This is a genomic window from Marinomonas spartinae (assembly GCF_016461715.1).
Classification (GTDB): domain Bacteria; phylum Pseudomonadota; class Gammaproteobacteria; order Pseudomonadales; family Marinomonadaceae; genus Marinomonas; species Marinomonas spartinae_A.
In genome coordinates this window covers 52,457-67,554 of record NZ_JAEMUI010000004.1, presented here as the reverse complement: position 1 = coordinate 67,554, position 15,098 = coordinate 52,457, and the positions used below count along the sequence as shown (strand labels likewise).

Genomic DNA, 15,098 nt, shown 5'->3' with positions numbered 1-15,098 from the left:
GCCATAGACAAAAAAGCCAAGGCAGTTAACGCTGCCTTGGCTTTTTTTGTTCGCTAAAACCTTAGGGTCGTCACCTAGTGCTTACACACCCACTGAGAACATTCCCTCCAAATCGTGTTTGGAATAGGCACGAAATGCCAGCATAGTTTCGGTTTTCAAAATGAAGTCGATCTGTGCAAGATGCTGAGTGACTAATTCGGAGAGTTGGTCATTGTGCTGAACTCGTGCAATGGCAGCAATATCATAAGAACCACTGACTGAATAGACTTCGCTCAGTCCGTCGATCGCCGCCAATTCCTCAGCCACTTGGTTGATGTGCTTTTTGTCGACGGACAGTAAAATAATCGCAGTAACCATAGGTGTTTCCTCTTTAAACTTTTAGAGTACGCATGTGTTCAAGTAACGACATCATAGCAAATAGTGTGTGAATTAAAGCACCTTAAGTTGTGATTTACAAAGGAACAAAGCGGCCACTTCGATGAGGGGAAAGTCAGGTTAGAGTTTTGTCTTAGCAGAAGTGAAAACGGCATGGTGACACCATGCCGTGGAACAACCGTTAGACGCTTACTTAGTTGAAGCGGCTGACAATGTTTGCAACACGCTCGCCGTAAAGACGTGCTGTTTCTAAATCGCCTTCAGGAATGGCATCTGCAGCGGCATCTGATGGAGACTGAATGAGCGCGCCAACAGAACCGCCGAGGTTGTTTGTATCGTTACGTGTTGCAGAAAGTGTATTCGCAGGTGGAAGGCCTAAACTTACCCAAATACCGCCGTGTTGAGAGGCCAGCGTTTGTAGATAAATCAGGGTGACTTGTTTGTCACCGTTTAAACTACCACTGTTAGTGAAAGCACCAAATACTTTGTCCTTCCAAGCTTGAGTAAACCAGGCTTTAGAGGTGGCATCTGCAAATTTTTTGAATTGCCAAGGTACACCGCCCATGTAAGTTGGTGCGCCAAAAATAATGGCATCTGCGGCGTTTAACGTCTCCCAATCGGCTTCGGTGATGTCACCATTGTCATCAATTTGAATGCTCTGTGCATTCGCGCCTTTAGTAACATACTCAGCAATTCGTTTTGTATGTCCGTATCCAGAGAAGAAAACCACGACTGTTTTTTTCATTACTCACTCCAATATTTTTAGATCGATTAATACGAAGAGACCTTTGCACAATGGCCGTGTGAAAGTTTCTCACGGCAAGGTTTCATTTAGATAACGTCTCGTTTTGTGTTTGCAAAATTGATAGTATATATTAGAAACTAACTTAACAAGAAGTAACCAGAGAGTGACTAGGTTACCTGAGGGAAACCACCATGAAACAAAATGCATCGCCTGTCGCCTATAATATTTATTCCAAAGACTGTCCTGCACGGGCTTTTTTTGACCGGTTGGCTGATCATTGGACGCTGTTGATTATTGGATTGCTTAAAAAAGAAGCGTTTCGTTTTAATCAAATTAAACGAGAAGTAGAGGGCATTTCACAGAAGGTGTTATCGCAAAAACTCAAACAATTAGAGCGCGATGGTTTGATTACCCGTACTGCCTTCCCTACGGTTCCGGTGACTGTGGAATACCGTTTAACGGACCTAGGGCACAGCTTCATGCAAACGATTGAGCACCTTGGCTGTTGGGCAGAACAAAATATAGAGCAGGTGAAGCAAGCTCAGAAAAATTACGACAGTATTAATGCATAGAGACCATTAATGTTAATGGATACTGTTTGTGCTTGGTTTGACATTGAGTTCCGCTTCAAAGCCCTGCTTTCGCCCCGTTGCTGGTGACCTGAGATGTAAGGATATTCCTGCTCCTGTTGCAATGGCGTCGACGATAGCGAGCCCTAACCCCGAACCCGCTGCGGTTGTATTAGAGCGTACAAACCGATTACGTAAGCGCGCCATATCTTGAGGGGGGACAAGGTTACCGTCATTCACCACTCGCAACGTCCCATCGTGGGACAAAGAGACCTCTATTGGCTGGTCGGCTTGGCCGTGTTTAAGGGCATTCTCAATAAGGTTTCTGACTAAAATGGCAAACGCATCAGGATCCAAATGTGATGATACCGCTCTGTTGGGTAGGGTCAGATGAAGGCGGTCTGGTGTTTGACGACTGAAGTCACCCGCGATCATTGCCAAAATCGGTATTAGGTCATGGGGTTGCTCAGACAACGCACCGCCCCCTTCTGCTTTAGCCAGTTCGAGCAATTTTTCAGATTGTTTTGATAGACTGTGTAATGAGGCTTCGACATCCGAAATCTGTTGCTTCAGTTGCACATCGTCAATGACGGCTTTAACGCGTTGCACTTTGGCAAGAGCGGTTGCCAAAGGCGTGCGTAATTCATGGGCGCTGTTGGCGGTAAAACTGCGTTCAGCGTCCAAGGTTCTACGCAGCCGTTCAAGCAGCCGATTCACCGCAATGGCGATAGGTGAAAACTCGGCAGGCAGTCGATATGTACCGACAGGAGATAAATCGCCAGCGCCGCGTTTTTCAATGGCATGTTGAAAGTCGGTAACTTTACGAAGCGACAGGCGAATGATGAGTAAGATGCCTAGAAAACTGATTGGCGCAAGAATTAGCAGGGGGAACAGCAGCGCAACGATAGCTTCTTTCAGGTCTTCATCTCGATAAGCGAGTGACTCAGCGACTTCGATGAATACGCGATGATTGAGGGCAGTGGTGGTATAGACTCGATGGGTGGCGGTGTCAGAAAACCCCAATAAAGGATAGCGGTTAAAAAGCTGTGGATCAGCATCTTTTGAGCGTAGAAGGATATGGCCATGACGATCAAGCACTCTGTATCGCAAGTATTTATCGTTGTTTTGCAAGATCGGAATATGGGAGTTGTTTACCCCCAAGGTTCGTTTTTGGATATCCGCTGTGATCAAAGGTAAGATATGCTGAGTAGACCGCTTGAGGGCTTTATCAAAGGCCTCTTTCATTTCTTTTTGTACGACCAGACCCGAGGCTATCGCACTTAATAACCATAGAATGGAGACGCCTAGTGTTAGGCCTATGCCGAGGTTTCTTTTTAAACTGCGTGTATTATTCATTGGTTTCTAGGCGATAGCCCATGTTTCTTACGGTGACAATTGCCTCGCGCCCTAGCTTTTTACGTAGGCGACTAATGTACACCTCAATGGTATTGCTTTCGATTTCTGCACCAAATTGATAGAGACGATCCTCCAGTTGTGAGCGCGATAACAAGGTGCCTGGTCGCTGAAAAAAGCCTTCCAGTACGGCCCATTCCCGTGCTGTTAACTCAACGTTTTGTCCTTTCGACTTTAGGCGATGTTCGTTCAAGTCGACTTCTAAATGGCCTATTTTTACCAATGGATTTGGATTGCCCCGATAACGTCGAGCAACGGCGCTGACTCGAGCGGATAATTCGGACAAATCAAACGGTTTGATCAAATAATCATCGGCCCCGGCATTAAGCCCTTCAATACGATCAGACACCTGATCGCGTGCTGTTAGGATGATAACAGGCGTTGAGCTACCTGCTTTTCTAAGCTTTTTTAAAAAGCTGAAACCATTACCGTCGGGTAACATGAGATCGAGCAAAATCAGATCATAAGTTGTGTTAAGAATACTGGTTTCGGCAAAGCGCAAGGAGGTCACCCAATCAATCGCGTGCCCATCTTCATGAATCTGATCCCGAACAGCTTCCCCAAGTCCGGTTGTATCTTCTACCAAGAGTACTCGCACGTTTTACCTCTTATTCTATTGATCACGGCGTTATCGCCCATTGCTCTGACCGTCATTAATCGACGTTCATGCTAGCCAGTGGGGGGTGAAAAAAAAGTCTTTTTTTCTCTCTGTTTCTTGTTCAGGTCAGTGTCAGGTAAAGGTTATAGAGTTCGTCCAACGGTTTATTAGGACGGATATTATGAGAAAGTACATTTTTTTGGCGTTAAGCCTGATCACTGCGTTCACCCTATCAATGTCAGCACAGGCACGAGAGGTAACCTTTACCACACATCTTGCTAGATACGATGGTAGTGGTGCGTATTTAGCGATTTATCTGGCGGATGCTCATGGCCGATACCGTAAAACAATCTGGGTGGCCGGGCGAAATGCCCGCTACTATTTTGAGCTGCCTGGTTGGGCTCGCGGTAGTCGTTTAAGACCTTCTGAATACGATGGTATGACAGGCGCTAGTGTTACCAGTGGTCGTACGTTGGTTGTGACCAAAAATATCCCTGATAACTTAATTAATAAGGGCTATCGGATCGTCATCGACAGTGCGGTGGAAAATGGTAACAGCAATCGTGCCGATGTCTCCACCCCATTGACAACGGCCGGATCCGGCAAAACGGTGATGGGGAGTGTGTATGTTCTTTCGTTTCGTTATGACCTTAAGTAAAACGATGAGGTAATAATAATGTTACGTAAATTACACGGTTTGCCCAGTTTATTTATGGCCTTGTTTTTAATCACCATAGCAACGACCGGGGCCATGCTTTCCTTAATGCCCGCTATTCATAGAGTCCATGCTGTGGTGCCGGATAAAGGGGAAGTGAGTGTTGCTGCCATGGCGCAACGGATTGTTCAGCATCATCCAAACGTTGAAAAGATTGATCGAAAGTTGTCTGGTGAAGTGGTTGTTTATTATAAAACGGCGAACCACCAGCCTAAGGCGGATTTAGTGAACCCGTTGACAGGGCAGAGTATAGGCCCCTACCAACCTTCTGCTTTTATGGATTGGGTTGAGGACATGCACCGCTCCTTTTTACTGCATGATACTGGGCGAAAGCTGGCCGGCGGGGTAGCACTGGTTATGGTGTTGATATGCCTGTCAGGTGTCTTTTTATTGGTGCGTCGGCTCGGTGGCTGGAAGGCCCTTATCAAACCGATTAAAGGTAACGGTGTGAAGCGTATTCACTCGGAACTGGCTCGGTTCGCTGTGCTGGGGTTATTGCTTTCCTCGTTGACAGGGAGTTATATGTCAGCCATGCGTTTTGGCTTTGTTAAGGATCATACTTTTATTCCCCCTTCCTTTCCGTCCAGTGTGTCAGGTGGCCAACCTGCTCCCGTAGGCTCACTGATTGCGTTAAAAAATATTGATTTAACCTCCTTACATGAACTGGTGTTTCCCTATCCAGGTGATCTCCAAGATTTTTATACATTGACGACAGAACAAGGGTCCGGCTTTGTGGACCAGTCGACGGGCACTCTACTGAACTTTACCCGTTTGCCGCCGATGGGGGTATTTCAACAATGGATCATCCGCTTACATACAGGGCAAGGAATTTGGTGGCTTGGTCTTATTCTCGGGGCGAGTGCATTGACCGTTCCGGTCTTGTCCTATACCGGTGTGTTGGCTTGGTGGAGAAAGCGTCGGGTGAAGAAAGGGGACCTGGTGAATACGCCTAGCAAAGAAGCCGACACCATTCTTTTGGTTGGCACGGAGGGTCAAACGACATGGGGGTTTGCGCAAGATTTGCAGCGCCAATTAATTCGGGCTGGACGGCATGTTCACTGTGCGCAAATGAACCAGTTGGTTGAGGACTATCCTCAGGCCGATACGCTTTTTATTTTGACCTCGACTTATGGCAATGGGGACGCTCCGACGACGGCACAGCAATTTATGAACAAGTTAACAAGCTTTAAAAGCAATGCTTCGCTCCGGTTTGCGGTATTGGGTTTTGGGGATCGACAGTTTCCCAACTTTTGTCAGTTTGCTTTGGATGTCACCACTGCCTTAGAGCAGAAAGGCCTTACGCCTCTGTGTCATACCGAGTTAATTAATCGAAGTTCTGCTGAGCAATTTAGGGAATGGGGCAAAACGGTTGCCAATTTGACGGGGTGGCCTCTGGCGTTGTCTTATCATCCGCAGCCTACCGTCACACAAACGCTGGCATTGGTTGGGCGTGAAGATTATGGGGTCAATGGTCATGCGGCCACTAGTATCTTACGTTTTCGTGCGGCGGGAACTCATTCTTTACCTTTTTTCGAGGCGGGTGATTTACTGGGAGTGATGCCACCACAGGAGGCGACCGCGCGATTTTATTCCTTAGCGTCTTCGACAAAGGATGATGTGTTGGAGATTTGCGTTCGCAAGCAACCTAATGGTGTCTGTTCCAGTTATTTACATGACTTACAGTTAGGTGATTGTATTGAGGGATTCATTCGTCATAACCCAGAGTTTCGCCCTGCTGTTGGCCGTCATCCGGTGATACTGATCGGCGCTGGGGCAGGTATTGGCCCATTAACTGGGTTTATTCGGCAAAATACTCAGCGCCATCCGATGTTTCTTTACTGGGGCGGGCGTAATCAAAAAGTGGATTTTCTTTATCAGCCAGACTTGACTCGATACCTTGATGACCAGCGTTTGACGGGGTTACAGACTGCTTTTTCACAGGGAGAAGATCAAACAACAGAAAAAGCTTATGTACAGGATAAACTTTTACAGGATCAGGCAACCGTCCGACAATTACTAGAGCAAGGTGCGCAAATTCTCGTGTGCGGTGGTCGAGGCATGGCAAATGGCGTGACTCAAGCACTTAACGACATATTAGAGCCACTGCAAACGAACGTTGACGTGCTGAAAGCACAAGGGCGTTATTTGGAGGATGTGTATTAACGAGACTTTGACAAACTACTAGCAATGAAACGTTAAGGGTTCCCTTTAGCCTGAGTCATAGCCAGTATGCTTGGGCTAATAACGAAGAATCACCATTGGCTTAGAGTAGGCCTTCTCTGGCCATAAAAAAATGGACTATAAAAATGGCCAGAGAGCTTGCACTGTCTGGCCATGTGGCTAAAAAGATTAATGAATCTTAAAGAAGCCCATCATTTGTTTAAGCTGCTCAGCTTGGACCGTCATCTGCTCGCTGGTGCTTGCGAGTTGTTCACTACCATCGGTATTTTGACGTGTGATGTTATCCAGCTGCTGCATGGATTGATTAATACGTTCCACTCCTTGGGTTTGTTCCATACTCACGTTCGCGATGGATTGAATTAATTCCGATGTTTGATGAATTTGCGGTACGACTTCTTTTAATAAGTTACCCGCTTGCTCACTGATTCGCACACTATTGTGAGTGATATCACTGATTTCTTGTGCTGCCGATTGACTTTTCGCCGCTAAGGCGCGCACTTCGTCGGCAACGACGGCAAATCCTCGACCTTGTTCCCCTGCGCGAGCCGCCTCAATCGCCGCATTCAGTGCCAGTAAGTTAGTTTGTTCTGCAATGTCTTCGATGATGCTGATCTTATCGGCAATGTTTTTCATCACACTCACGGTCTCATCCACTGCTTCACCGCCTTGCACTGCTTTCTGACTGGCATTTAGCGCGATTTCGTTGGTTGACGTGGCGTTTTGGGAGTTTTGGCTGATGCTGGTGGAGATGCTCTCAATGGCTACCGTTGTATTTTCTAAATTATCCGCCATAGACGACGCACTGCTCGATAGGTTTTGCGCGGTAATGCTTACTTGAGCACTGGCCGCGGCCATCTGATCCGTGGCGTTTTGGGTTTCTACTATGATGTCTTTAATTTGATCGATCATGCCGTTGGTACTGCTTTTGATCGCCGAGAAATTTCCAATGTAGTCCTTGGTAATCCGTATCCGTAGGTCACCTTCTGCCAAGCGAGACATTTTCTCTGTAAGATCCATGACTATCTCTTGAATCGTGTCTGCCATGGTTTTCATGCTGGCTTTTAAGCTGGTGCTATCACTGTCATTCAGCTCAATGATAATGTCTGTGTTGCCTTGGGCAATTTGATTGGCAATTTCTGCTACTTCTTTAGGTTCGCCGCCAAGTGATTTCATGATATTTCGCAATATCTTAATCCCCACAATGAAGACCACCACAATAACAATCACCGCAATAGATGCTTGTACTATCACGGCTTGCCAGATGGTAGTAACCGCTTTTTGTGCGCCGGCGTCGCCTAACTTTTGGTTGTAAGCGATGTGCTTGTTCAGTGCTTGGGTGAGTTTCTCTGCTTCCGGTGCAGTATAGAGCAAGACTTTTGTTGCTGCAGATTGCATGTTTTTGCGTGATAGGTTGATCGCTTTTTCGCGTTTCGCATTGTAGACCTCAAACGCTTTGATTTCATTGTTGAGAAGCGTGGCGTCTTCTTTATCACTAATAAGCGGTTTATAGCTATCAAACGCTTTGTAAACTTCCGCCACTTGGGCTTTTAGCTGATCGTCCACTTTTTTCTTTTGTCTTTCGTCGTTCCGTAATACATGCACATAGGATAAGCGGCGTACTTCGCTGATGGCACGACTGATGTTAAGCATCACTTGAATTGAGGGAACGGTTTTTACATTAACATGGTTAGAAGCTTCGTAAATATTTTTAGTTTGAAATAATCCTAATCCCACTAATACGATTAAGCCAATCACTGCACTGGAGATCAGAACAATTAATTGACGTCGGACACTCATATGCTTGAGTCCCATATATCCCCCTTAATAAAGCTTTTATAGTTTTTATAGTTTTTTTATGATTTTTATTTTTATGGTTTTTTAATTATAGATAGTGATGGAGAAATATCCCTTGTTTTGTGTGATAAGCGCTTTGGTTGCGCCTATTTTTTATTTGAGAATCTGGCACTAAGATATTGATATAAATAGAAAATTTATGTTTTTACGCATTTTTTTTGCTTCTGTTCAGAATGCTTTATTGCTAGAACTGACAATACAAAAGCGTTATTTAGAGGATGTGTATTCGTCGGAAAACTGCTTTCACTGACAAAAAGCGGTTATTTTCCTGTTTATACAAATCCGTTTTCTGCTCCTGATTAAAGAGTAGAAAACGGATTCCTCTTTTTTATTAATGCGATCTAGGTGAATAGGGTTTAGTGTACAAACTATTAGGTTGGCATGCCTTCAAAAGCGGGAACCTTATCCAAACCTTCGTCCCAATTGCCTTTGCTGCCCGTAAAAAGATGCGCTTGAGCCGTGATATCGACATCCGTATCCAAGCAACCTGCAGGCACAACGACTAGGTTGCGAGCTTTGGCATCTGTGGGGACATTAGAACCACAAACAGAACAAAAAGTACGGGCAAAGTGGGTGCCTTCCAAATGATAGTAGCTCAGCTTATCTTCACCGCTTAACCACTTTATGGTCGCATTTGGAGCAAAGAGGTTGGCGCAATGGGCTGAACCTGAGGTTTTACGGCAGCGGCTACAATGGCATAAGAAGAATTTTTTAAATTCACCGTCTACCTCAAATTTCACCGCACCACATAGACAAGATCCTGTGTGAAGATGTCCCATAGTATTGCTCTCCAAAGATGATTTTTTTTATGTTTTTCTGTAAATGCTATCTTGCCATGGTTTTTGGTTGCAAATAAAGCGAATAAGAAAGTTTCCTGTGACGGTTTAGAATTGAGTGGCCACCGTGACGTCTGGTGGATTGATCGTATCCATACTGGTCAGCGCGTAAATCGACTCTTCTAAGCTGATGGTTCTTCCCAGCAGTTTCTCTGGACTGAGTTTTCCTGACTTGATCATCGTCAGCATAGCGTCGTAGTGAAACGCCCTGTTGGCGACGTTTAAAATGCTCAGAGGAAGAGGGCATTAACTGAAAGCCTCAACGCGGTTGCCAGTATAAATTTGGTATAACAAAAAGGCAGGAGTGTGCTATTTAATACTGATGAATGAGAAAGCTGCCGAAAGGAGAGTAAATTGACAAACCATTACGACCACTTGATCCATATTCGCGATCATGCCGACGTTGCTTTATATGAGCTAATTCCCGATGTTGTGTGGATTTTTGACCTAGATAAACATGGTTGGTGGTGGGGCAACTCCGCGGCGCTTAAATTTTGGGGGTTAAATACGCTTGAAGACTTGATAAATAAAGACTTGTCTGGTGATACCCAAGGCGCAAAGGATCGCACTGCACAAACCTTTGAGCTGGCCTCTAAGTCAGGCCTAACAATCGATCCATGGACAACCTATCCAAATGGAAAACCAAAGACCTTGTATATGCGCCATCGTGCTGTTTTGGTCGGGCCAGATAAACATCGAGCCATCATTGCGTTCATCAATGAAGAAGTGAATTTAGGGGATACTCCAGAAAATCTGCTATTGGTTGAAGCCATGCGCTATACCAGTGTGTTAGTGACAAGCTTCAGTTTTGCTGGTGATCCAATCGTTGAAAACCCAGCTGCCACCGAAGCCTATAAGCATCTTTCTAGAGAAAATTTTCCTGAAGGACATTCTTTCTTTACCTCGCGCCTTGTCAGTTTAGAAGAAGGCCAAAGGCTATTAGCCCAGGCGATAGACGAAAAAGGCGGCCAATGGACCTGTGATGTGAACACCTCCATAGGTCCTCGTAAGCACAGTTTAGATATACGCATCACACGCCACCCTTTAACGGGGGAGTTTTTATTATTGATGTCTGAGTATGATGTTTCTGCTTTACATTCTGCGTTAGAAGCCGAGAAAACAGCACAAGATAAGTTACGGCAACTAGCGCATTATGATGCTGTGACAGGGGTTCCTTCATTGCATTATTTACTGGAAAAAGAAGCGGAACTGATCATCAAGGCCGAACAACAAAATCAATTATTGTCCATTCTGTATTTGGATTTAGATGGCTTTAAACAAGTGAATGATAATTATGGTCATGAAGCGGGTAATCAAGTGCTTACCAGCATTGCTGAAAGGCTTCATTCGCAAGTGAAAGAAGTTGGGCAAATCGTCAGAGTCGGCGGAGATGAGTTTATTATTTGGCTTGATCGCCTTGATGATCGTGATGAAGTGCTTAAATTAGCCAATATCATTTTAAATGTCGTATTGGAGCCAGTCCTGATCAGTGATACAAATAAAACAGTACAAGTGAGTACCAGTTTGGGTATTGCTCATTACCCTGAACACGGTAAAGATATGAAATCGCTTATACAAACGGCTGATAGCACTATGTACCGTGTTAAAAAACAGGGAAAATGTGATGTACAAGTGGCCATTTAAAAATGAAAGCCGACCAGAATAGGTCGGCTTTTTAGTGATTCATGTATTTTTAATTCAATTGAAAATACTATATCGACATGACAATACGCCCAGTAATTTCCCCTTTTTCCATATCAGCGAAGATGTCATTAATGTCTTCAAGAGATTTTTCTTTGATAATGGCTTTGACTTTGCCCCGAGCTGCGAACTCTAAACATTCTTCGAGGTCTTTACGAGTACCAACAATTGAACCGACAACGCTTACGCCGTTCAGTACGGTATTAAAAATAGGCAGTGGCATGTCTTCTGGAGGCAGACCAACTAAGACACACTTTCCGCCTCGGCGGACAACGTCATAGCTCTGTCTAAAGCCCGCTTTACTCACTGCCGTACAGACAGTTGCGTGGACACCATTGGTTTTTGCCAAAATATCTTCGACCACGTCATCGGTTTTAAAGTCAAAGAAACATTCGGCGCCGAGGGACATGGCTAATTCACGTTTAGCATCGCCCGTATCCACAGCAACCACTCGAAAGCCCATGGCAACGGCATACTGAACGGCCAAATGTCCTAATCCGCCCACACCAAATAGCGCGACCCAATCGCCTGGTTTTGCCCCTGATACCTTGAGGGCTTTATAAGTTGTTACGCCCGCACAAAATAGTGGTGCGGCTTCCACATAACCTAAGCCATCGGGCATTTTCACGACATATTCCGCATGAGCGGCGCAGTATTCCGCGTAACCGCCGTTGACAGAATAACCTGCGTTTTGTTGTGATAAACAAAGGTTTTCGTTACCCGTTAAACAGTATTCGCAGTGTCCGCAGGCACTGTATAACCAAGGAATACCTACACGGTCTCCTAGGGCAAGATGCGACACGGCACTGCCTACTTCGACGACTTCACCTACGCCTTCGTGACCAGGAATAAGAGGTAAGGTTGGTTTCACTGGCCAATCACCATGGCAAGCGTGTAAATCCGTATGGCACACACCACAAGCGTGTATTTTGACAAGGACCTGGTGTGGTTCAATTTTAGGTTTGACAACGTCTTCGATTTTTAGAATGGCACCAAATTTACTGGCTACAGCTGCTTTCATAACAAACTCCATCTTGTGCTTATTTTTATTAAATAGGGGTTAAGCGCACTTTCGTGGCTCACTTCTACTTTAAAAGCAAACAACAAAAAAGCTTGTCCAGTAGTCCAAAATATTTGCATCACAGTATTCTTTACCTAAAGAGAATGGCTGTTTTTTGATGGTTTCTGACTCGGTGGTTGCTACTTTTTCGTAATGGTTAAGTGTGTAAAAAATGATGAAAAAAATTCTATTTAATTATTTATATAATAAAAAATTAGGTGTAATGCCTTTATAAAGGTATTAACAAAATGTTTTTTTATTACCATTGTTATCTTTTGATTAAATTGATGGATAGATTAGAAGGTATGATGTGTTTTAAATATAGGTAATTTTTTGTTTTGTTTTGTAATATGTTGTTTTTTTTCTTGTGGTGTAAATTATTATTTTTTTCTTTTTGCCTTGTTATTTTTTTTGTAAATTAGTCTTTTTTTATGTTTTTATATTTAAATCAATGATATATGAATTTTTTGCTTTTTTACATTATAATTACATTTTTTTAGAATTAAGGAATAATATTTTCTTGTCTTGATTTTTTGTTGTGCTATTTTAGTCAATAACGGCCGTGTTAACTAAATGGAAAGAAATGGATTTTCAGTTTTAAGTGAAAGATAAAAGGTCAAATTTTAAATGGATTCAAGCGAATAAAAGGTGGTATATGAAAAATCTACTTGGTTATCTTAGAATAACCAATCTTTCCGTTAGATATAAACTGATGCTTGGTTTTGGTCTTGTTATTGTTAGTATTATAGCCTTAACGGCTCTTAATAACTATGGAAATACGGTCGTTCAGCAAAAGGTAACAGCGGCAGATACGGTGAATCGTATTGTTAAACGGTTACAAACGGCCCGTATTCAGGAAAAAAATTATGATGCCAGAGCACAAGATGAATACGTCGATAAGCTCAATAAGGCATTAGATGAGGCAGTTCGTGAGGCCCAATCCCTAAAACCTATATTTAAGGGAACAGAACATTATAAAGTAATGGATCAAATTATCCAGCAAATATCGGTTTATCGGAACAATTTCTCTGACTTTGTTCAGCTTGATAAGCAAAGCCAACAAGCGATGTTGGATATGCGAAAGGAGGCAGGAGATGCGGTCAATCAGATCTCGCAGATGGATCAAGAAAACACATCTAGTGCTAGTCAGGCTACCGATGTGGTGAGAATGCAAGGAGAATTGGCCCTCGAAATACTAAAAACACGTATTAATGAGAAAAACTTTATTATTACAAGTGACCCGTCAAATATTGCTCTCGCTAAAAAGGAACTTGAGAAAATTAAAAGTATTGCTTCTAAATTAAAAGAGATGCTTGATACACCCGAAGGAAAGTCACAATTAGTCAGTGCGATTCAGCAAGTGGGTCAGTATGAGAAAGCGCTGAATACTTATGAAGACATTAATAATAAGAAGTCGGCTGGACGAGAGGATATGATAAATGCAGCACAAGCTGCCATTTCTCTTGCTGAAGACAGCCGTGCGAAGCAAAAACAAGAAATGATTGTTTTGCAGAAAAACATCTCGACTTTATCGCTTATTATTAGTGCCATCGCCATCGTGATTTCAGTACTTGCTGCTTGGCTCATTAGTCATTTAATTGTTCCACCATTGCAAAGAGCGAAAGAAATGGCGGAGAGAGTCGCAAATGGTGATTTAACCGTTACCCTAGAAGGGAAAAACTCTGGTGATGAAGTGGGCCATCTGATGGCTTCTTTAGCGCAAATGATCGCTGGACTTCGTGATATTGTTTCCCAGCTTGGCTCAAGTGCTGATCAAGTGGCTTCTTCGTCGGAAGAGCTTTCTGTTGTGACAGGGCAAACCGCTGCGGGTGTTGAGAGTCAGCGGGAAGAGGTTGATCAAATGGCATCTGCACTGGAAGAAATGTCGTTAACCATAAATGACGTCGCCAAAAATGCAGAGAATGCCTCTAATTCTGCTAAAGAGGTGAGTGAGTTATCTGAAAAAGGCAGTGCGATTGTTATATCCAGTAAAGAAGCGGTTGCTGGATTGGCTCAGGAGATCGCCCAGTCCGCCATTCAAATTGAGGCATTGAGTGATGAGTCGAAAAATGCCGTCACGGTGATCAATGTGATTCAAAGCATTGCCGAGCAAACGAACTTACTGGCGCTTAATGCGGCTATTGAGGCAGCTAGAGCGGGCGAGCAAGGTCGAGGGTTCTCTGTTGTGGCGGATGAGGTTCGCAATTTGTCTCAGCGGACGCAAGATGCTACCGAAGAAATCTCGGTACTAATAGAAGGCTTGCAACAAAAAGCGTCTATTGCCGTTCAGGCAATGCAAAAAAATGAGAAAACCGCAGAAGAAACGGTGGTAAGGAGTGAGCAAGCAAACGACGCATTGCAACAAATTACCAGCTCTATTACCTATTTGTCTGATATGAATACGCAAATAGCCTCTGCAACCACCGAGCAAAACGTGGCAGCTGAGGAAATTAGTAAAAGCGTAGTGACCATTCGTGATATATCAAAACAAACCGCAAGTGGTGCACGAGAGACATCACAAGCTAGTGAAGAGTTATCTCGATTAAGTCAGACGCTGCAAGACTTAACGCTCCGCTTCAAACTATAAACTTGTTTTTATGCAGGGTGAAAAGTAGTTAGTCTCTGACAGATCTTATGCTGACATGGATGTTGGCTATTGGTTCTCCTCAATGGTGCCCACCTCCTCTATTTACTTCCCTAGTTTAAAAGAGCAACTGTCATAACCATCCTTTACCTTTTTGACACTATCCCTGAAAGTCTGTGATTAAGGTATAGATTAAAGGGAGTTTGTTGCTGCGATTTTTGATATATCAGGGCATGCAGTGCTTGACGTTTACAACAGCACAGCACTGTATCACGAATGATCTTTATGGAAGTTGGTATGAATGGAAGTCCAATTATCTTCTGGACATGATTGTGTTCGCAATGCGATATAGCCAGCTTCAATAATTTTTGTCTACCTCTTTGAGATCATAAATATTATAGAATATTAAATGTGACAGTTTTTTTACTATATTATCTTAAGATTAACTTAAATGAGGCTAAAAAATA

The 15,098-nt window shown here is 43.7% G+C and carries 13 protein-coding genes; 5 read left to right on the top strand and 8 right to left on the bottom strand.

From position 1 onward, the window contains the following. Positions 1-81: 81 nt before the first annotated feature. Positions 82-357, bottom strand: coding sequence for an Lrp/AsnC family transcriptional regulator (locus tag JHD45_RS05620; protein WP_199475531.1), 276 nt, complete (start codon positions 355-357; stop codon positions 82-84). Between the two features lie 211 nt (positions 358-568). Then, positions 569-1,120, bottom strand: a complete 552-nt coding sequence (locus JHD45_RS05615; RefSeq protein ID WP_199475530.1) for a flavodoxin family protein — start codon at positions 1,118-1,120, stop codon at positions 569-571. Positions 1,121-1,311: 191 nt separating this feature from the next. Here JHD45_RS05615 and JHD45_RS05610 point away from each other — a divergent pair, with 191 nt between their 5' ends. Continuing rightward, a complete protein-coding gene (locus JHD45_RS05610; protein WP_199475529.1) occupies positions 1,312-1,692 on the top strand; it encodes a winged helix-turn-helix transcriptional regulator in 381 nt (126 codons plus the stop codon). Between the two features lie 12 nt (positions 1,693-1,704). Here the strand turns inward: JHD45_RS05610 and JHD45_RS05605 are convergent, their stop codons facing one another. Further along, a complete protein-coding gene (locus JHD45_RS05605; RefSeq protein ID WP_199475528.1) occupies positions 1,705-3,045 on the bottom strand; it encodes an ATP-binding protein in 1,341 nt (446 codons plus the stop codon). Beyond that, positions 3,038-3,700 (bottom strand): response regulator transcription factor, encoded by a 663-nt coding sequence (locus tag JHD45_RS05600; protein ID WP_199475527.1) that lies wholly within the window; start codon positions 3,698-3,700, stop codon positions 3,038-3,040. The genes JHD45_RS05605 and JHD45_RS05600 overlap by 8 nt, the downstream gene beginning before the upstream one ends. 181 nt (positions 3,701-3,881) lie before the next feature. Here JHD45_RS05600 and JHD45_RS05595 point away from each other — a divergent pair, with 181 nt between their 5' ends. Both JHD45_RS05595 and JHD45_RS05590 read left to right on the top strand, forming a co-directional pair. Beyond that, complete coding sequence (locus JHD45_RS05595) at positions 3,882-4,358, top strand: DUF2271 domain-containing protein (RefSeq protein ID WP_067012179.1); 477 nt, start codon at positions 3,882-3,884, stop codon at positions 4,356-4,358. An 18-nt stretch (positions 4,359-4,376) separates the two neighbouring features. Continuing rightward, on the top strand, positions 4,377-6,578 hold the full coding sequence (locus tag JHD45_RS05590) for a PepSY domain-containing protein (protein WP_199475526.1): 2,202 nt from the start codon (positions 4,377-4,379) through the stop codon (positions 6,576-6,578). A 186-nt stretch (positions 6,579-6,764) separates the two neighbouring features. Here the strand turns inward: JHD45_RS05590 and JHD45_RS05585 are convergent, their stop codons facing one another. From JHD45_RS05585 to JHD45_RS05575, 3 genes are all read right to left on the bottom strand, one after another. Continuing rightward, on the bottom strand, positions 6,765-8,408 hold the full coding sequence (locus JHD45_RS05585; RefSeq protein WP_199475525.1) for a methyl-accepting chemotaxis protein: 1,644 nt from the start codon (positions 8,406-8,408) through the stop codon (positions 6,765-6,767). A 413-nt stretch (positions 8,409-8,821) separates the two neighbouring features. Continuing rightward, a complete protein-coding gene (locus JHD45_RS05580; RefSeq protein ID WP_199475524.1) occupies positions 8,822-9,229 on the bottom strand; it encodes a GFA family protein in 408 nt (135 codons plus the stop codon). A gap of 105 nt (positions 9,230-9,334) precedes the next feature. Next, positions 9,335-9,475 (bottom strand): hypothetical protein, encoded by a 141-nt coding sequence (locus tag JHD45_RS05575; protein WP_199475523.1) that lies wholly within the window; start codon positions 9,473-9,475, stop codon positions 9,335-9,337. Positions 9,476-9,640: 165 nt separating this feature from the next. Between JHD45_RS05575 and JHD45_RS05570 the strand changes: the two genes are divergently transcribed. Continuing rightward, the gene (locus JHD45_RS05570) at positions 9,641-10,930 is read left to right on the top strand and encodes a GGDEF domain-containing protein (RefSeq protein ID WP_199475522.1); all 1,290 of its coding nucleotides are present in this window, start codon (positions 9,641-9,643) and stop codon (positions 10,928-10,930) included. A gap of 67 nt (positions 10,931-10,997) precedes the next feature. Here the strand turns inward: JHD45_RS05570 and adhP are convergent, their stop codons facing one another. Further along, a complete protein-coding gene (adhP, locus tag JHD45_RS05565) occupies positions 10,998-12,008 on the bottom strand; it encodes an alcohol dehydrogenase AdhP (protein ID WP_199475521.1) in 1,011 nt (336 codons plus the stop codon). Between the two features lie 694 nt (positions 12,009-12,702). Here adhP and JHD45_RS05560 point away from each other — a divergent pair. Continuing rightward, positions 12,703-14,634, top strand: coding sequence for a methyl-accepting chemotaxis protein (locus JHD45_RS05560; RefSeq protein ID WP_199475520.1), 1,932 nt, complete (start codon positions 12,703-12,705; stop codon positions 14,632-14,634). Positions 14,635-15,098: the final 464 nt, after the last annotated feature.